The organism is Enterovirga sp. CN4-39, from assembly GCF_049446235.1.
Lineage (GTDB): Bacteria > Pseudomonadota > Alphaproteobacteria > Rhizobiales > Beijerinckiaceae > Enterovirga.
In genome coordinates this window covers 1-24206 of the sequence record NZ_JBMSEF010000012.1, presented here as the reverse complement: position 1 = coordinate 24206, position 24206 = coordinate 1, and the positions used below count along the sequence as shown (strand labels likewise).

23 protein-coding genes and 1 pseudogene are annotated in these 24206 nt (G+C 68.4%); 19 read left to right on the top strand and 5 right to left on the bottom strand.

Annotation, left to right across the window (positions count from 1 at the left end; all coding sequences use genetic code 11):
* Nucleotides 1–10: 10 nt before the first annotated feature.
* The 11 genes from ACO2SS_RS18740 to ACO2SS_RS18690 all read left to right on the top strand — a co-directional run bounded on the left by ACO2SS_RS18740 (nt 11) and on the right by ACO2SS_RS18690 (nt 12198).
* Complete coding sequence (locus ACO2SS_RS18740; protein ID WP_423279293.1) at nt 11–247, top strand: AbrB/MazE/SpoVT family DNA-binding domain-containing protein; 237 nt, start codon at nt 11–13, stop codon at nt 245–247.
* A complete protein-coding gene (locus ACO2SS_RS18735; RefSeq protein WP_423279292.1) occupies nt 234–611 on the top strand; it encodes a type II toxin-antitoxin system PemK/MazF family toxin in 378 nt (125 codons plus the stop codon). Before ACO2SS_RS18740 ends, ACO2SS_RS18735 begins: the two co-directional genes overlap by 14 nt.
* On the top strand, nt 608–1534 hold the full coding sequence (locus ACO2SS_RS18730; RefSeq protein ID WP_423279291.1) for a D-alanine--D-alanine ligase: 927 nt from the start codon (nt 608–610) through the stop codon (nt 1532–1534). The genes ACO2SS_RS18735 and ACO2SS_RS18730 overlap by 4 nt, the downstream gene beginning before the upstream one ends.
* Nucleotides 1501–2481, top strand: coding sequence for a cell division protein FtsQ/DivIB (locus ACO2SS_RS18725; RefSeq protein WP_423279290.1), 981 nt, complete (start codon nt 1501–1503; stop codon nt 2479–2481). Before ACO2SS_RS18730 ends, ACO2SS_RS18725 begins: the two co-directional genes overlap by 34 nt.
* On the top strand, nt 2478–3806 hold the full coding sequence (gene ftsA, locus ACO2SS_RS18720; protein ID WP_423279289.1) for a cell division protein FtsA: 1329 nt from the start codon (nt 2478–2480) through the stop codon (nt 3804–3806). The genes ACO2SS_RS18725 and ftsA overlap by 4 nt, the downstream gene beginning before the upstream one ends.
* A 66-nt stretch (nt 3807–3872) precedes the next feature.
* Nucleotides 3873–5540 carry a cell division protein FtsZ gene (gene ftsZ / locus ACO2SS_RS18715; RefSeq protein WP_423279288.1) on the top strand — a complete coding sequence of 556 codons (1668 nt, stop codon included), beginning with the start codon at nt 3873–3875 and terminating at the stop codon, nt 5538–5540.
* 253 nt (nt 5541–5793) lie between these two features.
* Nucleotides 5794–6741 (top strand): UDP-3-O-acyl-N-acetylglucosamine deacetylase, encoded by a 948-nt coding sequence (lpxC, locus tag ACO2SS_RS18710; RefSeq protein WP_423279287.1) that lies wholly within the window; start codon nt 5794–5796, stop codon nt 6739–6741.
* A 135-nt stretch (nt 6742–6876) separates the two neighbouring features.
* Nucleotides 6877–7773, top strand: a complete 897-nt coding sequence (locus ACO2SS_RS18705) for an outer membrane protein assembly factor BamD (RefSeq protein WP_423279286.1) — start codon at nt 6877–6879, stop codon at nt 7771–7773.
* A 94-nt stretch (nt 7774–7867) separates the two neighbouring features.
* Nucleotides 7868–9604: a DNA repair protein RecN gene (gene recN / locus ACO2SS_RS18700; protein WP_423279285.1), complete on the top strand. Its 1737-nt coding sequence runs from the start codon at nt 7868–7870 to the stop codon at nt 9602–9604.
* 9 nt (nt 9605–9613) lie between these two features.
* Nucleotides 9614–11734 carry an NAD-dependent DNA ligase LigA gene (ligA, locus tag ACO2SS_RS18695; protein WP_423279284.1) on the top strand — a complete coding sequence of 707 codons (2121 nt, stop codon included), beginning with the start codon at nt 9614–9616 and terminating at the stop codon, nt 11732–11734.
* Entirely contained in the window at nt 11734–12198 is a 465-nt protein-coding gene (locus ACO2SS_RS18690) for an AAC(3)-I family aminoglycoside N-acetyltransferase (RefSeq protein ID WP_423279283.1), read from the top strand. Before ligA ends, ACO2SS_RS18690 begins: the two co-directional genes overlap by 1 nt.
* Before the next feature lie 25 nt (nt 12199–12223).
* On the opposite strand, the gene ACO2SS_RS18685 is transcribed toward ACO2SS_RS18690, so the two are convergent.
* Nucleotides 12224–13612, bottom strand: coding sequence for a cytochrome P450 (locus ACO2SS_RS18685; RefSeq protein WP_423279418.1), 1389 nt, complete (start codon nt 13610–13612; stop codon nt 12224–12226).
* Between the two features lie 86 nt (nt 13613–13698).
* Nucleotides 13699–13974 carry a translation initiation factor IF-1 gene (gene infA / locus ACO2SS_RS18680; protein ID WP_423279282.1) on the bottom strand — a complete coding sequence of 92 codons (276 nt, stop codon included), beginning with the start codon at nt 13972–13974 and terminating at the stop codon, nt 13699–13701.
* A 205-nt stretch (nt 13975–14179) separates the two neighbouring features.
* Here infA and ACO2SS_RS18675 point away from each other — a divergent pair, with 205 nt between their 5' ends.
* The 4 genes from ACO2SS_RS18675 to ACO2SS_RS18660 all read left to right on the top strand — a co-directional run bounded on the left by ACO2SS_RS18675 (nt 14180) and on the right by ACO2SS_RS18660 (nt 18848).
* Entirely contained in the window at nt 14180–15109 is a 930-nt protein-coding gene (locus ACO2SS_RS18675; RefSeq protein WP_423279281.1) for a 50S ribosomal protein L11 methyltransferase, read from the top strand.
* A 1-nt stretch (nt 15110) separates the two neighbouring features.
* Nucleotides 15111–16931: an aminopeptidase P family protein gene (locus ACO2SS_RS18670; RefSeq protein ID WP_423279280.1), complete on the top strand. Its 1821-nt coding sequence runs from the start codon at nt 15111–15113 to the stop codon at nt 16929–16931.
* A 172-nt stretch (nt 16932–17103) separates the two neighbouring features.
* Nucleotides 17104–17502 carry a DUF1236 domain-containing protein gene (locus ACO2SS_RS18665; RefSeq protein ID WP_423279279.1) on the top strand — a complete coding sequence of 133 codons (399 nt, stop codon included), beginning with the start codon at nt 17104–17106 and terminating at the stop codon, nt 17500–17502.
* A 185-nt stretch (nt 17503–17687) separates the two neighbouring features.
* Nucleotides 17688–18848, top strand: coding sequence for a hypothetical protein (locus tag ACO2SS_RS18660; protein ID WP_423279278.1), 1161 nt, complete (start codon nt 17688–17690; stop codon nt 18846–18848).
* Between the two features lie 67 nt (nt 18849–18915).
* Here the strand turns inward: ACO2SS_RS18660 and cpdR are convergent, their stop codons facing one another.
* Complete coding sequence (gene cpdR / locus ACO2SS_RS18655; protein WP_423279277.1) at nt 18916–19275, bottom strand: cell cycle two-component system response regulator CpdR; 360 nt, start codon at nt 19273–19275, stop codon at nt 18916–18918.
* A 204-nt stretch (nt 19276–19479) separates the two neighbouring features.
* Between cpdR and ACO2SS_RS18650 the strand changes: the two genes are divergently transcribed.
* On the top strand, nt 19480–20373 hold the full coding sequence (locus tag ACO2SS_RS18650; RefSeq protein ID WP_423279276.1) for an N-formylglutamate amidohydrolase: 894 nt from the start codon (nt 19480–19482) through the stop codon (nt 20371–20373).
* Nucleotides 20374–20617: 244 nt separating this feature from the next.
* Entirely contained in the window at nt 20618–21397 is a 780-nt protein-coding gene (gene hisN / locus ACO2SS_RS18645) for a histidinol-phosphatase (RefSeq protein ID WP_423279417.1), read from the top strand.
* Here the strand turns inward: hisN and ACO2SS_RS18640 are convergent.
* Nucleotides 21305–22360, bottom strand: a complete 1056-nt coding sequence (locus tag ACO2SS_RS18640) for an alpha/beta hydrolase (RefSeq protein WP_423279275.1) — start codon at nt 22358–22360, stop codon at nt 21305–21307. The two genes, hisN and ACO2SS_RS18640, sit on opposite strands and share 93 nt — an antisense overlap.
* Before the next feature lie 151 nt (nt 22361–22511).
* On the opposite strand from ACO2SS_RS18640, the gene ACO2SS_RS18635 reads away from it, so the two are divergent.
* Nucleotides 22512–22967: an Hsp20 family protein gene (locus tag ACO2SS_RS18635; protein WP_423279274.1), complete on the top strand. Its 456-nt coding sequence runs from the start codon at nt 22512–22514 to the stop codon at nt 22965–22967.
* A 54-nt stretch (nt 22968–23021) separates the two neighbouring features.
* Nucleotides 23022–23678 (top strand): HAD hydrolase-like protein, encoded by a 657-nt coding sequence (locus tag ACO2SS_RS18630; RefSeq protein ID WP_423279273.1) that lies wholly within the window; start codon nt 23022–23024, stop codon nt 23676–23678.
* On the opposite strand, the pseudogene ACO2SS_RS18625 reads toward ACO2SS_RS18630, so the two are convergent.
* Nucleotides 23666–24206: pseudogene (locus ACO2SS_RS18625) on the bottom strand (hypothetical protein); the annotation flags it as partial. The gene ACO2SS_RS18630 and the pseudogene ACO2SS_RS18625 sit on opposite strands and share 13 nt — an antisense overlap.

Here is a 24206-nt window from a genome sequence, read left to right as displayed (position 1 = left end):
AGATGTCGCCATGGGCCGAGCGTCGCGAGCAGTCGCCTTTTCGAAGGTTTCGGTGAAGAGCCAGACGGTGCTCCCTGCCATGGTGCGCGAGCGCCTCGGGATCGCCGCCGGTGACCGTCTCCGCTACATCATCGAAGACGACGTCGTGCGCATTGAGAAGGCGGGTCCGGAGCTTCAGGAAGACCCGTTCGCCACCTTCACGGAATGGAGCAGCCCAGAGGACGACGAAGCCTTTGCCGACCTCTGACGTCCACCGTTACGAGCCGGGCGACGTCGTCGTGGTGCCGTTCCCGTTTACGGACAGGCTGGCGGAGAAGCGGAGGCCGGCACTCGTGATCACTGGCCGCGAGCTTGCGGAAACGGGCCTTGTCTGGGTGCTGATGATCACCAGCGCTCAGCGTGGGGTCGAGCGGTTTGATCTCTCCGTCGAGGATCTGCCGGCAGCGGGCCTGAAACGCCCCTGCATGGTCCGCACGACGAAGATCGCCTGCATCGAGCCTGCCCGTATCCTCCGAAAAGCCGGAAGAGTTTCATCCGCCCTGCACGGCCGGGTCGTCCGCCGTGTCAGATCCTTCATCCCGGCCCAACCAAGCGACAGAGAATCTCCATGAGCCAGAAGCACGTCGCCGTCCTGATGGGGGGCTGGTCGGCCGAGCGCGAAGTGTCGCTCAACACGGGCAAGGGCTGCGTCGCCGCCCTCGAGGAGCGTGGCTACCGCGTCACACCGATCGATGTTCAGCCGGATATCGCGCGGGTCCTTCAGGCCGTGCGGCCGGAGGTCGTGTTCAACGCCCTCCACGGCCGCTACGGCGAGGACGGCACGATCCAGGGCCTGCTGGAACTTCTCCAGATCCCCTACACGCATTCCGGCGTGCTCGCCTCTGCCCTGGCGATGGACAAGCAGAAGGCGAAGGCCGTGATGGCGGCGGCCGGCGTGCCGGTGCCGGAAGGGGTGGTCGTGAAGCGTCGCGACGCGGCCGCGGAGCACGTCCTTCCTCCACCCTACGTTGTGAAACCCGTTAACGAGGGATCCTCGGTCGGCGTCATCATCGTGCGCGAGGATCGGTCGCATCCGCCGCAGGAGCTCGGCCGCGAGGACTGGACCTTCGGGGAGGAGGTCCTGGTCGAAAAATTCGTTGCAGGACGGGAACTTACCTGCGGTGTGATGGGCGATCGGGCGCTCGGCGTGATCGACATACGGCCGGCTACGGGCCTCTTCTACGATTACGATGCGAAGTATGCCGAAGGGGGGTCCATCCACGTCCTGCCGGCTGAACTTTCACCGAATATTTACCAACAGGTTCAAGAGTTGGCCTTAACGGCGCATCAAGCACTCGGCTGCCGCGGCGTAAGCCGCGCCGACCTTCGATACGACGACACGCCGGGCGGGACCGGCGCGCTCGTGGTGCTCGAGGTCAATACCCAGCCGGGAATGACGGCAACGTCCTTGGTGCCCGAGATGGCGGCCCATGCGGGTCTCTCGTTCGGTGAGCTTGTGCAATGGATGGTGGAGGACGCGTCCTTGAGCCGCTGACGGCCGGGTTCCCCGGCCTCGCGGCCGGACGTCCGGGTCACGATCCCGGATTGCGCCGTCGCTCGCGCTTCGCCTCGCTTCTCCCGCGTCTTCCGTTCCGCCGCCGGCGCCGGCCCTTCGTGACGGTGCCGCTCGCCCGCCGCATCCCGCGGCTGACGGGCACGGTCCTCGTCCTCCTCTTCTTCGGTGCGACCGGCTCCTATGGCCTCGTCGCGAGCGGGCAATACGACGTGCTGCGCCAGCAACTCGGGGAGCCGCGCGACATCGCCGCCCGCCTGTCCGGCTTCGGGCTGGAGAAGATCACCATCTCCGGCCTGTCGCAGCTCACCGAGCGCGAGGTCCTGCGGATCGGCGGGATCAACCCGCTTCTCTCGCTGCCCTTTCTGTCCGCTGCGGAGATTCGGGAACGGCTGGAGCGGACGCCGCTCGTGAAAAGCGCGGTGGTTCGCAAGCTCTATCCGAACGAACTCGCGATCACCCTGGTCGAGCGCGAGGCCTATGCGCTGTGGCAGTACAAGGGCGAACTCTTCGTCGTCTCGGCCGACGGCATGGTGATCGACCGCATGAACGACGCGCGCTTCGCCTCGCTCCCGCTTGTCGTGGGCGACCAGGCGAACAAGCGCGTCGCGTCCTATGTCGGGCTGCTCGATGCCGCCGGCTCCCTCAGGCCCAGGATCCGGGCCGGCATGCTCGTCTCCGGGCGGCGCTGGGATCTGAAGATGGATAACGGCCTCGACGTGAAGCTGCCGGAAGAGGGCGCCCCGGCGGCTCTCGCGCAGCTTGCGCGCCTCGAGCGCGAGGAGCGGATCCTGGACAAGGACGTGCTGGCGTTCGATCTCCGGGTGCCGGGGCGGCTGGTCGCCAGGCTCACCGAGGAGGCAGCTGCCGCCCGTGCCGAAGCCAACAAGAAGCGGCCCCAGCGTGGCGTTAAGGGAGCCGAGATTTGAGCCTGCGCGACCACGGACTGACGCCGCGCCTCAAGCCGCTTTCGACGCGTAAGAGCGCGACCCTCTCGGTCCTCGACATCGGCACCAGCAAGATCGTTTGCCTCGTCGCCGAACTCCGGCCGGTGACGAACGGCGAAGCCTTGCGCGGCCGAACGCACCTTGCCCGCGTGATCGGGATCGGCCACCAGCGCTCGCTCGGGCTGAAGGGCGGCGCAGTCGTCGACCTCGAAGCGGCCGAGACCTCCATCCGGCAGGCGATCCATGCGGCCGAGCGGATGGCGAAGGTCGAGATCCAATCCGTCATCGTGAACCTGACGGGTGGCCGGCTCGCCTCGCACCATTTCGAGGCGAACGTGCCGGTGCGCGCCGGCATGGTGAGCGCAGCCGACGTCCACCGCGTCCTGGAGACCGCGAGCGCCCATACGCTTCGCCCGGGCAGGGCGGTGCTGCACGCCCTCCCGACCGGCTTCTCCCTCGACAGCCAGCGCAACGTCGTCGACCCCGCCGGCATGATCGGCGAGAATCTCGGCGTCGACCTGCATGTCGTGACTGCCGAGGCGGCGGCCTCGCGCAACCTGATGCTGGCCGTGGAGCGCAGCCATCTCGGCGTCGAGGCCGTCGTGGCCACCCCCTACGCGTCCGCGCTGTCCGCGCTCGTCGACGACGAGGCCGATATGGGTTGCGCCGTGATCGACATGGGGGCCGGCACGACATCGGCGGCGATCTTCACCAGCGGGCATCTGGTCCATACGGATGCGGTCGCAGTGGGCGGGCACCATGTCACCATGGACATCGCCCGCGGCCTGACCACCCGTGTATCGGCGGCCGAGCGCCTCAAGGCGCTCTACGGCGCCGCGATCTCCTCGCCCTCGGACGAGCGGGACATGGTGGCCGTGCCGCAGGTCGAGGACGACGACGAGCGCGAGGTCGCCCATCACATCCCGAAGGCGCAGCTCGTGCGCATCATTCGCCCGCGGATCGAGGAGATCCTCGAGCTCATGCGGGATCGACTCAAGAATGCCGGGTTCGCGGCGCAGGCCGGGCGACGCGTCGTCCTGACGGGTGGCGCCAGCCAGCTCGTCGGGCTTCCGGAAGTCGCCCGGCGCATCCTGCAGGGACAGGTTCGTATCGGGCGGCCCCTGGGCATCAAAGGATTGCCCGAGGCGGCGCGGGGGCCGGCCTTTTCGGCCGCGGTGGGACTGCTCGTCTACCCGCAGGTCGCACATGTCGAGCATTTCGAGCCCCGGCGGACCGGCTTTCTCGCCGGCCCACCGGGCGACGGCTACCTGCCCCGCCTGGGGCGGTGGATCCGGGACAGTTTCTGACACGCTGCCGGCGGTTCCAGCCACGGCGCACCAACGGGGCCAGAGAGGCCAGAAGAGGGCGAGGACATGATCAATCTGCAAGCCCCGGATATCCGGGAACTCAGGCCACGGATTACGGTGTTCGGTGTCGGCGGTGCCGGCGGCAACGCCGTCAACAACATGATCGATTCCGGCCTGATGGGCTGCGAGTTCGTCTGCGCCAATACCGACGCCCAGGCCCTGACCTCGTCCCGGTGCGAGCGCATCATCCAGATGGGCGTCGGCGTCACGCAGGGCCTCGGCGCCGGCTCGCAGCCGGAAGTCGGCCGCGCGGCCGCCGAGGAGGTGCTGGACGAGATCCGCGATCAGCTCTCCGGCGCGCACATGGCCTTCATCACGGCCGGCATGGGCGGCGGCACGGGGACCGGCGCGGCTCCCGTCATCGCCCGGGCGGCTCGCGACATGGGCATCCTGACGGTCGGCGTCGTCACGAAGCCGTTCCAGTTCGAGGGTCACCGCCGCATGCGTCTCGCCGAGGCCGGCGTGAACGAGCTGCAGCAATGCGTCGACACCCTGATCGTGATCCCGAACCAGAACCTGTTCCGGGTTGCGAACGAGAAGACCACCTTCGCTGACGCTTTCGCGATGGCGGACCAGGTCCTCTATTCGGGTGTCGCCTGCATCACCGACCTCATGGTCAAGGAAGGCCTCATCAACCTCGACTTCGCCGACGTGCGCGCGATCATGCGCTCGATGGGTAAGGCCATGATGGGGACCGGCGAGGCGTCGGGCGAGAAGCGCGCGAACCGCGCCGCCGAGGCCGCCATCGCCAACCCGCTCCTGGACGACGTGTCCATGAAGGGCGCGCGCGGCCTGCTGATCTCGATCACGGGCGGGCGCGACATGACCTTGTACGAGCTCGACGAGGCCGCCACGCGGATTCGCGAGGAGGTCGACCCGGACGCGAACATCATCCTGGGCGCGACCTTCGACGAAAGCCTCGAGGGCTCGATCCGGGTGTCGGTCGTGGCGACGGGCATCGACCAGCCAGCGATCGCCGAAGCCCCGATTTCGGCGACCGAGCAGCGGATCGCGGAAGTCGCCGAGCGCCTCCGGGCCGAGGCCCGCGCCCGCGCCAGCCAGAGCGCCCCGGCGCAGGCGGCTCCCGCCGCCGAGACGGCCCCGGCCGTCGCCCGCGCCGCGGAGATCGCCCGGAAGGCGCCTGAGCCCGCCCCCGCACCGGTCATGCACGACGATGTCGTGCTCACGCCGGCGCAGCCGAAGGGTGCGAGCTTCGAGGCCTATGAGGAGCCCGCGCCGGCGCATCCGGAGGTGGCCGAGCTCGAGGCCCCGGGCGCCTTCGTGCCGCCGGCGCCCGAGCGTGCGATGCGGCCGAGCCGCATGCCCCGCGTGGAGGACCTCCCCGTCCCGGCGCAGAAGCAGCTCCGCGCGGCCCGCGGCGAGGCTGACTCCTCCGCCAACGAGCGGAAGTCGCTCCTCCAGCGCCTCGCCACCGTCGGCTTCGGCCGGCGCGACGAGCCCACGCCGGCAGCTCCGGTCCCGGTTGCGCAGGCCCCGGTCGCGGCCGAGCAGCCCCGCCAGGCGCCCGTGGAACAGCCGCGGCGCCAGGCTCCGGCCCCGGCCTATAGCCCGGCCAAGGGCAATCTCGACCGGCAGGGCCGGCTCGCACCGGCTCCCCGGCCGGCGGAGGACGACCATCTCGAGATCCCAGCCTTCCTACGCAGGTCGAGCTGAGACCCAGCCAACCCCAAGAGCCCCGGACTGAGGTCCGGGGCTCTTTCGTTACGGATGTGTGTAACAGAGCGTAAGAAAGCGTGATTTGCGTTGAATCCCGCCCTAACTAATGTGCCGCCACGTTGAGAGTTGAGTGACAGCGCGCCCCGGCATTCAGGCGGGCGGCGTCCAAAACGGGGCATCAGCAGCGGGCGAGATCCAGACGGCGGCGGCACCAGTCGCGCAGTGTTCGGATTCGGCCCGAGGTGAGCGAATGAAGCAAAGTCAACAAGCCACGATCGCCGCGCCGGTATCGCTTTCCGGCATCGGCGTTCATTCCGGCAAACCAGTCAATCTCCACCTCCATCCCGCTCAGGCTAACCACGGTATCGTTTTTCTCCGCACCGGCCTTCCCGGCGGCGAGGATCGTCTGATCGACGCCCGCAGCCTCGAAGTGACGGCGACCGAACTCTGCACCGTCGTCGGTGACCGGTCGACTGGCGCGGTGGCCACCATCGAGCACCTGATGTCCTGCCTGTGCGGGCTCGGCATCGACAACCTGCTGGTCGAGATCGACGGCCCCGAGGTCCCGATCTTCGACGGGAGCGCCCAGGCCTTCGTCGAGGCGATCGATGGAGTGGGCCTCGCTCCCGGCCGGGCGCCGCGGCGCTACCTCAAGATTCTCCGGCCGGTGCGCGTCGAACTCGGCATCGGCTGGGCCGAGCTGCGCCCCCATGCGCGCGGCTTCCAGGTCGATGTCGAGATCAAGTTCGACAACCCGGTGATCGGAAACCAGCGCAAGGCTGTGGACCTCACGCCGGCCGTCTACCGCAAGGAAATCGCCCGGGCCCGGACCTTCGGCTTCATCGGCGACGTCGAGAAGCTCTGGAAGGCGGGATTCGCCCTCGGCGCCTCGCTCGACAACACCGTCGCCATCGGCGAGGGCAAGATCATCAATCCCGAGGGGCTGCGCTTCGCCGACGAGTTCGTTCGGCACAAGATGCTGGACGCCATCGGCGATCTGTCCCTCGCAGGCCATCCGATCCTGGGCGCCTACAGGTCGTTCTGCGGCGGTCATCGCCTCAATATCGCCGTCTTGAAAGAGCTCCTCTCGGACCGGGCGAATTACGCGATCGTGGACGGTGGGACGCGACGCGAAGCGGGGCATGCGGAGATGGGGAGCGGCGTCGCCGTCCCGGCTTTCGCGCCCGACGTGCACTAGGCTTTCGCAACGGGCTGTGGCCCGGAAGCAGCGCCTCCCGGGTTTCGGAGGCGCGGGCTTGGAGCGGGCAGCCGAGTTCGTGTAAACGCCGAGCAGTGCCGCGGTTGCGTACGAACGCCAGAGGATTTCCCGAGCATGTCACTCGACTTCGCTGTCACGGTCCGTGATGCGCGCGTCGCCCTCCGGGCCGTCGCCGTCGTCGCCGGCGCCCTGACGCTCGCCGGCTGCGATACTCTCTCCTCGCTCAATCCCTTCGACCAGGGCGAGAAGTACGAGATGAAGATCGTGGCGGACGTGCCCGCCGAGAAGATCTACGACGACGGCCTCGGTCGCATGAAGAGCAGCGACCACGAGGGCGCGGCCAAGAAGTTCGCGCAGCTCAGCAAGAACTATCCCTATTCGGAATGGGCGCGTCGTGGCCTCATCATGGAGGCCTACAGCAACTACGAGGCCCAGAAGTGGGAGGACGCGATCACGGCGTCCCGGAGCTATCTGAGCAAGTATCCGAACACCAAGGATGCCGCCTATGCGCAGTATCTCTTGGCGATGTCGAACTACAACCAGATCCCGGATGTCACGCGTGACCAGGCGCGGTCGGAGAAGGCCCTGGAGGCTCTGAACGAGCTCGTCCAGAAGTACCCGAACTCCGAATACGTCTCCGATGCCCGCAACCGCATCCAGATCGCGCGCGACCAGCTCGCCGGCCGCGAGATGGAGGTCGGGCGCTATTACCTGGAGCGCCGCAACTACCCGGCCGCGATCAATCGCTTCCGCGCCGTGGTCGCGCAGTACCAGACGACCCGGCACGTGGAAGAGGCGCTCCAGCGGCTGACCGAGGCCTATATGGCGCTCGGCATCACGCAGGAGGCGCAGACCGCCGCAGCCGTGCTCGGCCACAACTTCCCCGACAGCCCCTGGTACAAGGACGCCTACGCGCTCCTGCAGAGCGGCGGCCTCGAGCCCCGCGAGGAGAGCCAGTCCTGGATCAGCCGCGCCTTCCGCGGCCTGAAGACCGTGGCGCTCGGCCAGTAGCCGTCGCCTGGGCGGGGCCCCGACTGGCCCCGCACCAATCTTTGGCCGAGACGGGTTCCCTTTTCGTTCCTCTCGCTTTAGGCTCCCGCCCGGCATGCTCGCGGAGCTCCTGATCCGGGACATCGTCCTGATCGACCGGCTGGATCTCCGGTTCCCGGCCGGTCTCAGCGTGCTCACCGGCGAGACGGGCGCCGGCAAATCCATCCTGCTGGATGCCTTCTCTCTCGCGCTCGGCGGGCGCGGCGACGGCTCCCTCGTGCGGCACGGCGAGGCCCGCGGCCAGGTGACGGCGGTCTTCGACGTCCCGGCGGATCATCCCGCCAGGACGATCGCAGGGGCGGCGGATATCGACATCGACGGCGACCTGATCCTGCGGCGCATCCAGTTTGCGGATGGCCGCACGCGCGCCCTCGTGAACGACCAGCCGGTCAGCGTGCAGGCGCTGCGTGCGATCGGGGCGGCGCTCGTCGAGATCCATGGCCAGCACGACGACCGGGCCATGGTCGATCCTGCTACCCATCGCGACATCCTGGACGCCTATGCGGGCCTGCAGCACGACGCGCGGGACGTCGCGGAAAGCTCCCGTCGAGTCCGCGAGCTCCGGGCCGATCTCGCCGCCCAGGAGGCTCAGCTCGAGTCGATCCGGCGGGAGGCGGAATATCTCGCGCATGCCCATGCCGAGCTCACGGAGCTCGATCCGCAGCCGGGCGAGGAGGAAAGCCTCACCGAGCGCCGCCAGATGATGATGCAGTCGGAGAAGATCGCGACCGATCTCGCCGACGCGCTCGAAACCGTGGGGGGCAATGCATCGCCCGTCCCGGCGATCGCCGCCGTGATGCGGAAGTTCGAGCGCCGCGCCGGGCAGCTCGGCACCCTTCTCGATCCCTCGATCGCGGCTCTCAATTCCGTTCTGCTCGCGCTCGACGAGGCGCGGGACGCCGTCGAGGAGGCGATCCGGGCGACCGAATTCGACCAGGGAGAGCTCGAGCGCACGGAGGACCGCCTGTTCAAGCTGCGGGCGGCCTCGCGCAAATACTCGGTTCCGGCGGATGAGCTGCCGGGACTGCGCGAGCGCTTCGCGGCCGATCTCGCGGCCATCGACGCCGGCGAGGAGCAGCTGACGGCGCTTCGCAAGCAGCTGGCCGAGGCAGACCGCGCCTACACGGCGGCGGCGCAGCGTCTGTCGGAGCGCCGCCATTCGGCTGCAGCCTCGCTCGACGGTGCCGTCGCGCGTGAACTTGCGCCCCTGAAGCTGGAGCGTGCCCGCTTCATCACCAAGGTCGAGACGGATCCAGCCTCGCGCGATCCGGCGGGCTACGATCGGGTGGAGTTCTGGGCGCAGACCAATCCGGGCACCCGCGCCGGGCCCGTGATGAAGGTCGCGTCCGGCGGCGAGCTCTCGCGCTTCATCCTCGCGCTCAAGGTGGTCCTCGCGGATCGCGGCTCTGCTCCGACGCTCGTGTTCGACGAGGTCGATACTGGCGTTGGCGGTGCGGTCTCGGATGCCATCGGCCAGCGACTGGCGCGGCTCGCCGAGGGTGTGCAGGTGATGGCCGTGACGCACGCGCCGCAGGTGGCCGCACGCGCCTCGAACCACTTCCTGATCGCCAAGGAGCCGGTCCCCGAAACGGAACGGGTCGCGACGCGTGTCGCCGCGCTCGCCCCGACGCATCGCCGCGAGGAGATTGCCCGCATGCTGGCCGGCGCCTCCGTCACCGACGAGGCTCGCGCGGCCGCCCATCGTCTCATCGAGGCTGCTGCGGCCGCTGCCGCGAGTTCGGCTGCAGCGCCGCCGAAGCGGCGAGTTGGTCGCGCGGGCCTTTCCGGCTAGATCGCCCTCATGGCTAGGCGTCGCGCGTCCGAAACACCTGTCGAACAGCTCGGGGCAGGTGAGGCCGCCCGCGAGTACCGCCGGCTCGGCGAGGAGATCGCGGAGCACGATCGCCGCTACTACCAGGACGATGCGCCGACCGTCACGGATGCGGAATACGACGCTCTGCGGCTGCGCTACGAAGCGCTGGAAAACCAGTTCCCGGAACTCGCGACCGGCGAGAGCCTGACCCACACGGTCGGCGCGGCCCCGTCCGAGAAGTTCGCCAAGCGCCGTCACGCTGTGCCGATGCTATCGCTCGGCAAGGCCTACACGGACGAGGAGGTCGGCGAGTTCGTGGCCCGCGTACGCCGCTTCCTCCGCATTCCCGACGAGGCCCCGCTCGCCTTCACGGCCGAGCCGAAGGTCGACGGGCTATCGCTGAGCCTCCGCTACGAGGGCGGCGAACTCGTGGCTGCGACGACCCGCGGGGATGGCTCGGAGGGAGAGGACGTCACGCCGAACGCCCGCACGGTGAAGGACATCCCGCACCGTCTTTCGGGCGATGCGCCCGCAATCTTCGAGGTGCGGGGCGAGATCTATCTCACCCATGCCGAATTCGCGCTTATCAACAAGCGGCAGGTTGCGGCCGGCAAGGCTCCCATCGCCAATCCGCGCAACGGCGCGGCCGGCAGCCTTCGGCAGCTCGATGCGAAGGTCACGGCCTCCCGCCCGCTGCATTTCTTCGCCTATGGCTGGGGCGAAGCGAGCTCCATGCCCTCCGGAACGCAGAGCGGGATGGTGGCGGCGCTCGCGGCCTTCGGGTTCAAGACGAATCCCCTGACCAGGCTCTGCCGCTCCGCGGACGAGATGCTGGAACAGTACCGGCTGATCGAGACCGAGCGCGCGACGCTCGGCTATGACATCGACGGGGTCGTCTACAAAGTGGACGACATCGCCCTGCAGGACCGGCTCGGCGCCGTGTCGCGCGAGCCGCGCTGGGCGCTGGCGCACAAGTTCTCGGCCGAGAAGGCCGTGACGATCGTGGATGCGATCGAGATCCAGGTCGGGCGGACAGGCGCGCTCACGCCCGTGGCGAAGCTCAGGCCGGTAACGGTGGGCGGCGTCGTCGTCTCGAACGCCACGCTGCACAACGAGGAGGAGATCCTCCGAAAGGACGTCCGGGTCGGCGATACGGTTACGATCCAGCGGGCAGGGGACGTCATCCCGCAGGTCCTCGGGGTCGATCTCGACAAGCGGCCGGCGGACTCGAAGGCTTACGAGTTCCCGACAACCTGTCCGGCCTGCGGCTCGAGCGCGGTGCGGGAGACGAACCCCCGCACGGGCAAGCTCGACGCGGTCCGCCGCTGCACGGGCGGGCTCGTCTGCCCGGCCCAGGCCGTCGAGCGGCTAAAGCATTTCGTCTCCCGCAACGCCTACGACATCGAGGGGCTCGGAGAGCAGCGCATCGACGAGTTCTACCGGGACGGCATGATCACCCGTCCGGGTGACATCTTCACCCTGGCCGAACGCGATCGGCGCAGCCTGACGAAGCTCGAGAACCGCGAGGGCTGGGGACGGCAGAGCGCCCAGAAGCTCTTCGATGCCATCGAGGCGCGTCGGACGATCGGGCTCGACCGATTCATCTTCGCGCTCGGGATCCGCCATATCGGCGAGACGAATGCACGGCTGCTCGCGCGGCATTTCGGCTCCTTCGAGGCGCTCCGGGACAACGGACGGCGCGCCGCGGCGGGGGACGCGGAGGCGCTCGGCGAGCTGACGGCGATCGGCGGTGTCGGCGAGGTCGTGGCGGAAGCGCTCGTCGATTTCTTCCGCGAGGCGCATAACGAGGAGATGCTGGACGACCTGCTGGCACAGGTGACGCCCCAGCCGCTCGAGGTCGTCTCCAGCACGAGCCCGGTCGTCGGAAAGACGGTGGTGTTCACCGGCTCGCTCGAGCGCATCACGCGCGAGGAGGCGAAGGCCATGGCGGAGCGCCTCGGCGCCAAGGTCGCGGGATCGGTCTCCGCGAAGACCGACATCGTCGTCGCGGGGCCGGGCGCCGGGTCGAAGCTCAAGAAGGCCGCCGAACTCGGCCTGCAGGTGATGGACGAGGAGGGCTGGTTCCAACTCGTCGGCGGGCAGGGATAGTGTCGTCGGATCCCGCGACCGTCCGGCGACTTGGCCCCGGCGACGTCGAGGTCGCGCGCCGGCTGAACGCCTTGTTCGGCGAAGCCTTTGAGGATTCAGCGACTTACGGCGGCAAGCCTCCCACCGACGCCTACCTTGCCGGCCTGCTCGGGAAGGAGCACGTGGTCGTGCTCGTCGCGTCGGCGGGTGAGACGGTACTCGGCGGATTGGTGGCCTACGAGTTCGACAAGTTCGAACAGGCACGGCGCGAGATCTATCTCTACGACCTCGCTGTGAGCTCGGCGCACCGGCGGAAGGGGATTGCGACTGCGCTGATCGAACATCTGAAGGGGATCGCGGCCGAGCGGGGCGCCTGGGTGGTCTTCGTCCAGGCGGATCACGGGGACGATCCTGCCATCGCGCTCTACACGAAGCTCGGCATCCGGGAGGATGTCCTCCACTTCGACATCGCGCCCCAGAACTGAGGGGCGGCCGCGAGGCCCTTGGGCATCAGGGCCTGCGTTCGACGTGCATCGGCAGTCCGGCGCCGGGCCGCAGCGTGATGCGGAGCTTCAGGTCCGGGCCGTTCACGCTGGTCCGGTACAAGCGAACGGCCGGAAGCAGCACGGCCAAGATGGCGACGGCCTCCAGCAACGCAAAGCTCATCCCAATGCAGATGCGCGGTCCCGCGCCGAAGGGCAGGTACGCGTAGCGGTGGCGCGTCTTCACGGCGACCGGCTCGAAGCGGCCGGGGTCGAAGCGGTCGGGATCGTCCCAGAGCCGGGCATGCCGGTGAATTGCATAGATTGGAACGTAGACCGAGGTTCCCGCCGCAATCCGGTCATCGCCGACCAGCACGTCCTCGTGGGCTTCGCGCACCATGATCGGGGCCGGCGGATAGAGGCGCATCGCCTCCTGGAGCACCTGGCGCGTATAGGCGAGATCCTCGACATGCTCCGGCTGCAGGGCGTTTCCGCCCGTCACCGCGGCGATCTCCGCGAGCACCTGGTCGACGATCTCGGGATGGAGATCGAGGAGGTAGAACGTCCAGGTGAGCGCAAGCGCGGTCGTCTCGTGCCCGGCCGTGATGAAGGTCAGGAGGTTGTCGGCGAGGTCCTGGTCGCTCATCGCGCGCCCGGTCTCCGGATCGCGCGCCTCAAGCAGCAGGCCGATCAGGTCCGGCCGCTTTTCTGCCGAGGCCCGGCGCTCCGCGACGATCCGGAGCACCTCCCGGCGCAGGTAGTCGCGCGCCCGCTCCGCGCGCCTCCGGCCGGGATAGGGCACCCAGCGCGGCGCGCGCAGCAGCGCAAGCGCGACGGTCCAGCTGGTGGATTCGAGGTATTCCGTGATGCCGCGCTCGACCCGGTCCGCATCGATGCCCGCACGGCCAGACAGCATCGTCTCGACGATGATGTCGAACGTCGTGTGCATCATCTCGTGCGCGATATCGACCGTGCCGCCCGCCTCGGCGCGCGCAAGCAGCGAATCCCGCCGCCGCTCCGCCGCTGCGATCATCTCCGGGACGAAGCCCGTGAGGCGCTCGTGCCGGAAAATCGGCGCCGCGGCGCGGCGTTGCCACCGCCAGCGTTCGCCGTCGGCCGTCAGCAGCCCTTCGCCGAGCGCGGGCTGGAGCGATCGCAACATCGCGTCGGACTTGGTGAATTTCGCCGCCTCGTCGACCAGCACCGTCCGGATGAGCTCCGGATCCATGACGAAGACGGTGTCGCGGTTGAGCAGCCGCCGCCGATAGATCGGCTCTTCGTAGACGGCCTGCGGCCACACTTCGATCGGATTGCGGACGACCGTGCGCAGCAATCGAAAAGCGGGCAGCGGATCGCGCGGTGGCACGATCCGCACGGGCCGAGGACGTGCTGTTTGCTGGTCGGGTGGCGCGTTCATCATTCCGCCCTGCGGGGAACGGACATGAACGCGCTCGTCAGGGCGGAGAAGATGGGAAGAGGCCGCGCCGGGCGCGACCTATCGGCTCAGCGGCGGCGGAACTGGGGACGCTGGCCAGGCCGGGGGCCAAGAGGACCACGCTCGTCCTTGTGGCGGAAGATGAGACGGCCCTTTTCGAGGTCGTATGGCGACATCTCGACAGTCACGCGGTCGCCGGCGAGCGTCTTGATCCGGTTCTTCTTCATCTTGCCGGCCGTATAGGCAATGATCTCGTGTCCGCTGTCCAGCTGGACGCGGAATCGCGTATCCGGCAACGCCTCGAGCACGAGGCCTTCGAACTGGATCAGTTCCTCTTTCGCCATAAGGTACCTTGTCCTGACTGCGGTCCGCCGCGACGCGCTAGGCTGCGCTCTTAAACGAGAACGCGCCATTTCGGAACGTGTTTATGCCGCAATTCGCGGCAAAGCGGCCGAGATTGGACCGACGTGGTGATCCCGGCCCCATTTCGCAAGCGGGGCGGGCACGCTCGTCTGGTCGTTCGCGCGGCCGAGTGCTAAGCGCCGGACCATGCTCGAGGGCCTTCCCCCGCACCAGCCGACCCGCCTCATGCGCCTGCGCACGGACGAGCGCCGCGCGAAGGCGCTCACCGAACTTCTGGGCGAGGTTTTCGACCCGGCCGAGTCGGCCGTCGCGAGCTTCGAGTCGGAAGACGGGAAGACCTGGCTGCTGGAAGCCTATTTCGCCGACCTGCCCGACGAGGACGTGATCCGCGAGCTCGCACGGCCGGTCGTGGGCGATGCGGTCGACGACGCGACCTTCGACACGCTCGGCCGCAAGGATTGGGTGAAGGCGTCGCTGGAGGGCCTGAAGCCCGTGCGGGCGTGGCGGTTCCTGGTTCATGGGTCGCATGACCGCGCCGGCATCCGCCCGAACGACCTCGCGATCGAGATCGAGGCGGCGCTCGCCTTCGGCACCGGGCATCACGGCACGACCCGCGGCTGCCTGCTGGCGGTCGCGGCGGAGCTGAAGCGCGGCCGCCCGCGCGCCATGCTGGATGTCGGCACGGGGACGGGCATCCTCGCCTTCGCGGTCGCCAAGGCGCTGCACACGCGCGTCGTGGCGGGCGACATCGACCCGGAGGCGATCCGGACGGCCCGCGAGAATGCGCGCCTGAACGGCATCTCGCCTCACCTCTCGCTCTACGTCGCGCCGGGGGTCCGGCATGCTATGGCCGACCGGCCGGGCCGGTTCGACCTCGTGACGGCCAACATCCTGGCAGCTCCGCTGCGCCGCCTCGCGCCTGCCATCGCGCGCGTGTTGGCGCCTGGTGGCACGCTGATCCTGTCCGGCCTTCTCGTCCGCGATGTGCCGGGCGTGCTCTCGGCCTATGCGGCGCAGGGTATCCACCTGCGCTCCCGCTCTGTCCTCGAGGGCTGGGCGACGCTCGTCCTCCGCCGCGGCGGGGCAGCCCCGCGGCACCGACGCTCCGGTAGGTGAGATGGCGCAATTCCAGAGCTTCGACGACCTCGCCGATCCGTCCCAGGGCACGGAACGGATCCCGCTGCTGCGGGCGGAGCTCGCCCGCCGGGGCCTGGACGGCTTCATCGTGCCGCGCGCGGACGAGCACCAATCCGAATATGTGCCGGCCAATGCCGAGCGGCTTTCCTGGCTGACAGGTTTCACTGGCTCGGCCGGGACGGCCGTGATCCTGGCCGACAAGGCGGCCCTGGTCGTCGATGGCCGCTACACGCTGCAGGCCGCCGCTCAGGTCGATACGAGCCTGATCGAGATCGTGCCGCTCGCCGAGACGAGCGCGGAGGCCTGGATCGAGGCGAATATCGGACAAGGAAAGGTGCTGGGCTACGATCCCTGGCTGCATACCGCCAAGGGCATCGAGGCGCTGGCGAAGGCGGTCGCCAAGGCCGGGGCGCGTCTCCGGGCGGTCGACAGCAATCCGATCGACGTCGTCTGGCAGGACCGCCCCGCGGCGCCGCGGGCGCAGGTCACCATCCGTTCTCTGGAGCTGGCGGGCGAGCCCGCGGCGGCGAAGCTCGCCCGGGTGCGAGAGAAACTGGACAAGGAGCGTGTCGACGCGCTCTTGGTCTCCGATCCCCACAACTTCGCCTGGGCCTTCAACCTGCGGGGCGGGGATGTCGCGTATACGCCGCTGGCGCTCGGATACGCCCTCATCCCGGCCGAGGGCCGGCCGACCCTTTTCCTCGACCCCTCAAAGTTGACCAATCAGACGGGCGACGTGCTCGGTGGGCTGGCCGATCTGGCACCCCCGGACGCGCTTGGCCCCTCGCTCGAGAAGCTCGGCGCCGCCGGCGCCAGGGTCCGGTTCGACCAGGGCACGGCGGCGTCTGCCCTGATCGAGCGCCTTCGCGAGGCGGGCGGCAATCCGGATAACGGCTCCGATCCGATCACGCTGATGAAGGCGGTGAAAAATCCCGCCGAGATCGCCGGCACTCGCACGGCGCATCTGCGCGACGGCGCCGCTGTCACCCGCTTCCTGCACTGGCTCGAGCGCGAGGCGCCGGGCGGCCGTGTCTCGGAGATCGAGGCTGCCGAGGCCCTCGAGGCCTTTCGGGCGGAATCCGGGGCCCTCCGGGATGTTTCCTTCCCGACCATCTCGGGCTCGGGGCCGAATGGCGCGATCGTGCATTACAGGGTCACCCGCAGCACGGACCGGAACCTCGCGCTGGGCGAACTCTACCTGTGCGATTCAGGCGCCCAGTACGAGGAGGGCACGACCGACATCACCCGCACCGTCGCGGTCGGCGAGCCGTCGGCCGAGATGCGGGACCGGTTCACGCGCGTACTGAAGGGGCACATCGCGGTCGCGACCGCGCTTTTCCCGAAGGGCTCGTCCGGCGCCCAGCTGGACCCCTTCGCGCGGCGCCCGCTCTGGGATGTCGGGCTCGATTTCGACCACGGCACCGGCCACGGCGTCGGCGCCTACCTGTCGGTCCACGAAGGGCCGCAGCGGATCGCGAAGACAGGCCACACGCCACTCGAGCCGGGAATGATCCTGTCCAACGAGCCCGGCTACTACAAGACCGGTGCCTACGGCATCCGTATCGAGAACCTGATCCTGGTGGAGCCGCGCGAAGTGCCGGGGGGCGAGCGGCCGATGCTCGGCTTCGAGACGCTGACGCTGGCTCCGATCGATCGGCGGCTCGTGGATACCGCTCTTCTGTCCCCAGGAGAGATCGCGTGGCTGGACGAGTATCACGCCCGCGTCCGGCATGAACTCGCGCCGCTACTCGACCAGCCGACACGCGAATGGCTCAACAACGTCGCGCAGCCTTTGGGTTGATCGATCGCCGGTCCGCGATTGCGATTACTGCCATGAAGTAACCAGGCGCACTAATATCTTCAGCCTTCTTGAGTGTAGTCGAATGAACAGGCGTTCAGGATCGACTCAGCTTCAGATCGAACGGGAACCATTCCAAATCCTCCGGATTGTCAGCGCATCATAGGAGGTTTTCATGCGAATTCGTCACACTCTGCTCGCGGCTGCGCTCGTCCTGGCGCCGATTGCCGCCCACGCCCAGAGCGGCGCGGCGGCCGGCGCGACGACCGGTGCGGTGACCGGAGCCGTCGTTGGTGGGCCGGTCGGTGCGGCCGTCGGCGCCGGCGTCGGCGCGATTGCCGGCGGCATCGCGGACGATCGTCGTCCCGCCTTCCGCCAGTACGTCGTCCGCGAGGGCCGTCCCTCCTACAGCTATCGTGAGGAGGTTCGCGTCGGCGCCACCCTGCCGGCCTCGGGCGTGACCTATTACGAGGTCCCGGACGAGTTCGGCACCGAGTACCGCTACACGGTCGTGAACAACCGCGCGGTTCTGGTGGATCCGGGCACCCGTCGCGTGGTCCAAATCATCGACTAACGGTTGTGCTGGGGTCCCCCGCTCGCGTGCCGGGCGGGGGATCTCGTCTTGCGGCAAGTTCCGCTCAACACCCATTCGACTTGGCACAGCCCTGATTCCCGCCGCATTTCAATGGAAAGGCCTTCGCAAGCGGGTAACGCTTGGGTTCTAACCTGACCGCGAGGCGATTCGGGGCGACTGGCTGGATGGGGCTGAACGGAACGCGAGGGATCCTCTACGCAGGGATCCTGGCCACTGCCTTCGTGTGCTCGGCGCCTTCCGCCCAGGCCGCCAAGCACCTGGCGCCTATTCCGGCAGCCACTGTCGCGCTCATGGCCGCCAAGGGCACGTCCCCTTCGGCCCCCATCCTCATGCGGGTCTTCAAGAAGGAATCCGAGCTCGAAGTTTGGAAGCTCGGACGCGACGGCCGGTACCTGCACCTCAAGACCTTCCCGATCTGCCGCTGGTCAGGCCAACTCGGACCCAAGATGCGGGTCGGGGACAGGCAGGCGCCTGAAGGGTTCTACTCCGTGACCCCACGGCAGATGAATCCGAACTCCTCCTACTACCTCTCCTTCGATACGGGCTTCCCGAACGCCTATGACCGCGCCCGGGGCGCGACCGGGTCAGCCCTGATGGTGCACGGCACATGCTCGTCGATGGGCTGCTACGCCATGACGGACACGCAGGTCAGCGAGATCTTCGCGCTGGCCCGGGAAGCTTTCGCCGGTGGGCAGCCGGCTTTCCAGTTCCAGGCCTATCCCTTCCGAATGACGGCGCAGAACATCGCCCGCCATCGCACGGAGCCGCATATCGGCTTCTGGCGCATGCTGAAGGAGGGCTATGACCGGTTCGAGGCGACGCGCGAGGAACCGGCCGTGTCGGTCGCGGGCGGCAAATATGTCTTCGGCCCTTCAAGGAACTCCGAGCGTGAGGCCCTGGCCCAGGCGCGCCTGGCCGAGGAGAGCCGGAAGGCGGAGGCCCTGATCGCGGATGGAGTTGCGGCGATCCGCACCACCTATTCCGATGGCGGCACGCATCCGACATATGCGGCGCTCGCCCGGGCCGGCTCGGCTTCCCTCGGGATGGTTTCGCGGCCCGAAGCGCTCGCTCTTGCCGGTCGCGAGGTGACGGTCATTCCCGCGCGGGCGGTTCCGCCGCTGCCGCCGGTGCTCGTCGCGGGTCTTCGCCCGCCGGTGCAGGACGCTGTTCCGGTCCGGCCGGCCGACATGTCGATCTTCGTATTCGCCAGCCTCGGATACGGCGTCGGCGAGCCGCCCAAGCCCGCGATGTCGCTGATCTCCGGATCGGCCCGGATCATCGGGCAAGGATTTTCTGGGGCGGCGTTCCAACTCGCATCCCGGTAGGGCAGGGCAGGGCAGCAACGCCCCAACAGCCCCGGCCATCATCGGCTTCGGGGCGGCGCAGTACCGGTCAGGCGGCCGCCAGCATCTTCTCGACCTCGTTGACGAGTTCGCGGAGATGGAACGGTTTGGACAGGATCTTGGCGTCGCGCGGCGCCTTGTTGTCGGGGTTCAGGGCAACCGCCGCGAAGCCCGTGATGAACATCACCTTGATGTCGGGATCGAGTTCGGTCGCGCGCCGCGCCAGCTCGATTCCGTCCATCTCCGGCATCACGATATCGGTGAGAAGCAACTCGAACGGCTCCTCGCGCAGCCGATCATAGGCCGACTGCCCGTTGTCGAACGAAGAGACTCTGAATCCCGCATTCTCCAGCGCTTTGGCCAGGAAGCGGCGCATATCGTGATCGTCTTCCGCGAGCAGGATCTTCATCGCCGGCGAACTCGTTTAACTCGGAAAGGCTTCTACACTGTCCTTAGACGACCGGCATGGTAAATTTGCAATGAAGACCGCCTGTCCCGAGGCGAGAAGGCGCACCTGCGGCGACGCGAATGTCACCTTGTGGACTCGGGGACACAGGCCGGCCACATTGGCCAACGAGGTCCAGCCCGAAGCGCCCCCACGTCAGGCCCATCCTTGAGCGAAACCGATCCATCCGCTGAGTTCGCCCCGCCCTTCCTGATCGCGGAGCCGACCCGGCAGCGCTATCCCTTCGTCTTCAACGCGCCGCATGCCGGGGACGTTTATCCGGCATCCTTCCTGGCCGCCTCGCAGCTCAGCCCGATCGCGCTTCGGAGATCCGAGGACGCCCTCGTGGACCGGCTGTTCGGAAGCGTCGTGCGTCTCGGCGCGCCGCTCATGAGCGCCCGTTTTCCGCGGGCGTATCTCGACGTGAACCGCGAGCCTTACGAGCTCGATCCGCGCATGTTCGAGGGGCGGCTGCCGCCCTATGCCAACGCGCGCTCCATGCGGGTGGCCGGCGGGCTCGGGACCATCCCGCGGATCGTTGCGGACGGCCACGAGATCTATCGCGGCCGTCTTCCGGTCGCCGAGGCGCTGCGTCGGATCGACCTTCTCTACAAGCCGTATCACCGGGCGCTGCGGGCCCGCCTCGCCAGCACGGTCGAGCTGTTCGGGCGGGTGGTGCTGATCGACTGCCACTCGATGCCTTCATCCAGTCTCAGCCGGGAAGACTTCGCCCGCGCGGATATCGTCCTCGGGGATCGGTACGGGACGAGTTGCGCCCCCTTGCTGACAGATCTCGTCGATACGGCCTTGCGGCACCGCGGCTACGTCGTCGTCCGCAACAAGCCCTATGCGGGCGGCTTCATCACCGAGCATTACGGCGCGCCGGCACTCGGGCGCCATGCGTTGCAGATCGAGGTGAACCGCGCGCTCTACATGGACGAGCGGACGCTGGAGCCCAGTTCCGGCTTCGCCAAGCTGTCCGAGGATCTGAGCGACGCGTTCGCGGATATCATGCTGGCCCTGAGGGGCGACCTCGAACCGAGCCGCATCGCGGCCGAGTAGCTTCGAACAGGAGGTCAGATGAACGGGAGCGCTGCCGGCCCGGATGGCGGCGCAAAGAAAAAAGGCCGCACACACGGTGCGGCCCAAGTCTAGGGAGGAAACGCCCAAAGAGGGCAGCAGCGCAAGCGCTGCGATGCACAATCTATCTCGCGCTGCACAAATTGCAAGAGGCCTGGCGCAATTTCTCCCGGCGAGGGACCGGGATATGATGGGGCTCCTCCCGCTCGAGCGCATCGGACCCTTCATGCGGCCAGTTGATTTTGCCGGATTTGTGAACGAGTTGGCCGCGAAGTCCGGCCAAGCCATACTCCCATTCTTCCGGACCGCCCTCTCGGCCGAGGACAAGTCGCGTGGCGGGGTGTTCGACCCCGTGACGGAAGCGGACCGTGCCGGTGAGACGGCGATGCGCCGGATGATCAAGGCCATGTTCCCGACGCACGGAATCGTGGGTGAGGAGTTCGGCGTCGAGAGAGGCGATGCCGAGTTCGTCTGGGTGCTCGATCCGATCGACGGGACGCGCGCCTTCATGGCCGGCCTGCCGCTATGGGGCACGCTCATCGGCCTGACGCGGCACGGCGCGCCGGCTTATGGCCTGATGCATCAGCCCTTCATCAGTGAGCGCTTCTTCGGGGATGGCGGCAGCGCCGGCTATGTCGGGCCGCACGGGGAACGCAAGCTCGCCACCCGGCGTTGCCGCACGCTTGCTGACGCCGTGATGTCCACCACCAGCCCGCGCCTGTTCGACGAGGCCGCGATGCCCGGCTACGAGCGGGTGGAGCGGGCAGTCAAGCTCACGCGGTACGGCTACGATTGCTATGCCTATTGCATGCTGGCTGCAGGTCACCTCGACCTCGTGGTCGAGTCGGGGCTGAAGGCCTATGATATCGTGCCGCTGATCCCGATCATCGAAGGTGCGGGCGGCATCGTCACGTCATGGGACGGGGGCCCTGCCTCGCAAGGCGGCTCCATCGTGGCCTGCGGGGACAAGCGGCTGCACGACAGCGTCCTCGAACTCCTCCGTTGAGGAGGTGAGCCGCCGCTCGGTGTCCTTGGATCCCGGGATAAAGGCGTCGAAAGCCTTCCAGAAGCTCTCGCGGATCGCGTCCCCCTCCATCATGATCTCGTGCCGCGAGCCCGGGATCGCCACGTAGGTCGAGCCGGGCCCGAGTCCTCGGGCGAAGAGCTCGATGGCAGGGGTCGCGCAGACGGGATCGTTCCCGGCCCCGAAGATGAGCGTCGGGATCGTGATCCGGGCCGGGTAGCCCGTCTCCTGGAGCGCTGCCATGGCCTCGTAGGCGGCAACGAGCCAGGCGATGGTCGGCGACCCGACCGCCCCCGCGCCGAGTGCACGCGCGACGGCCGCATTGCGCGCATACCGGTCGGGATCGTTCGAAAGGCGGTTGCCTTCGAAAGGCTCGGTGGAGATCGACTCCGCTCGCCCGCCGGGTACGAAGCGTTCGCCGAGGCCGAGCCAGGCAAGGAAGCGGGCGAGCCCGCGCACCAGGCGGGCGTGTTTGACGAGGCTCAGCCCGACCATCGGCGTGGTGGCGACGAGCCGCTCGACCGGCAGCCAGCCTTCCGCGGCCCCGGCGAGTGCCACGCAGCCGCCCATCGAGTGTGCGAGGCCGAAGACCGGCTTCGGCAGGAGAGGTTCCACGATTTCCCGCGAGACCGCCTCGACGTCGTGGCGGAAATCCGAGAAGCGGGCGATGTGGCCCTTCCGGGCATCCGCGACCGAGCGACCGGAGGTCCCCTGGCCACGCCAGTCGAAGGTGACGACGGCAAAGCCCCGCGCGAGCAATTCGCCGATCACCTCGAAGTACTTCTCGATGAACTCGGCCCGCCCGTGCAGGAGAAGGATCGTGCCGCGCGCCGGCTCGGCGGGTAGCCAGTAGGCGGCCCGCAGGACTACCCCGTCCCTCGTAGCGACGGGGACAACCGTGACGCCTTTCGGGGCCGGGTTGTCCGGGATCTCGACGAGGTTCACGCCGGATTCCCCGCGGAAATCTGCACGCAGGCGGGCTTGAACAAAGCCGTTGTCATCGCCACCTCTTGCGTGCGCCGGCCAGCATGGCGGCGCAAAGGTTCGGCCCGCGGGCGGACCACCCAGATGCATGTCGCTTCAAGGAGGATATGCCATGCGACAGTTCGATCTTGCACCCCTGTACCGCAACACGGTCGGCTTCGACCGCCTGTTCTCGATGCTCGACCAGTTCGGCGGCAGCGAGGCCCCCTCTTATCCGCCCTACAACATCGAGCGCACGGGCGAGAACGCCTATCGCATCTCGGTCGCGGTCGCGGGCTTCTCCCAGGATGATCTCTCCATCGAGGTCAAGGAGAACGCCCTGACGATCCGGGGCGAGAAGAAGACCAACGTCGAGCAGAAGACGGAGCCCCTCTACCAGGGGATCGCGGCGCGTACCTTCGAGCGGCGCTTCCAGCTCGCCGACTATGTCCAGGTAACGGGCGCGTCTCTCGAGAACGGCCTGCTCCATGTCGAACTGGTCCGCGAGATCCCGGAGGCCAAGAAGCCCCGCCAGATCGCGATCAACGCCCGTGGCCCGCAGACCATCGAGGCCAAGAAGGCCGCGTAACCTCGGCCACTTCGCTCTTCAACGGGCCCCGGAGCGCTCCTCCGGGGCTTTTTCGTGCGCCCGCCTGCCGTGACCTACCGCCTCGCCATCTTCGATCTCGACGGCACCCTGGCCGACACCTTTCCGTGGTTCGTCTCCGCCCTCGACGAGGCAGCCACGCGGTTCCGGTTCCGGCGCCCGGATGAGGCGGAGAGGGACGAGTTGCGCCGTTGCGGCTCGCGCGAGATCCTGAAGCGGCTGCGCGTCCCGATCTGGAAGGTCCCGGCCATCGCCCGGCATATGCGGGCCGCAAAGGCGAGGGCGCCCATCCTCCTGTTCCCGCAGGCGGAAGCCATGCTGGCGCGCCTCTCGGAGGCGGGAATTGCGCTCGCGATGGTGAGTTCGGATTCGGAGGCCAATGTCCGGGCGACGCTCGGATCCGCGGCTGCCCATATCCGGCATTATGCCTGCGAGGCCTCGCTCTTCGGCAAGGCCGCTCACCTCCGCCGCGTGGCGAAGCTGAGCGGGATCCCGCCCGCTCAGGCGATCTATGTCGGGGACGAGGTCCGGGACGCCGAGGCGGCCCGCAGGGTGGGCATGGCCTTCGGGGCCGTGACCTGGGGCTTTGCGGCGCCTGAAGCCCTGCGAGGCCAAGCGCCGGATGCCGTCTTCGACAGCATGGACGAGATCGCGGGGCTGCTCGCCCCGCACCCCTCGCGTCAGTTGGCCTGAGCCGCTCCGTCGGCCTTCGGGCCGGCATCGACGTTGTTCTGCGGCGCCGGCGTGCTCTGCAGGCCGCCGCTGTTCATCGGGGTGACGCCCTCGATGACGCGCACCTTGCGCTCGCCGGCTTCGGCGGTCGTCGGGCCGGGCTTGCCGGGCTTCTTGTCCGCCGGCTTCGCAACCGTGCTTGGAGCCGGGGCGGCGGGCGAGGTTCGCGCTGCCGGCTTGGCAGGCGTAGTCTTCTCGGTCGGCTTGTCGGGCTTGGCGGTCGGGTCGGCGCTCGCGTCGGGCTTCGCGGCCACGGCAGGCCGCGGCTTCGGCTCGGGCTTGGCCACGCTCTTCCTGTCCGGGTTCACGCCGTCGACACCGCCGGACGGCACACCGGCCTCGGAGCCCGTCGGGCGCCGTGCCTCGCGACGCGGCTCCGGGGGCTCGGTCGGCCGGGCGGCTGCGGCGGGCGCATCGGGACCGAGCCGCGGATCGGCAGGGCGCGGCGCACGGGGCGCTGGGGCGTCGAATGTCGGCTCGGCCGGGCGT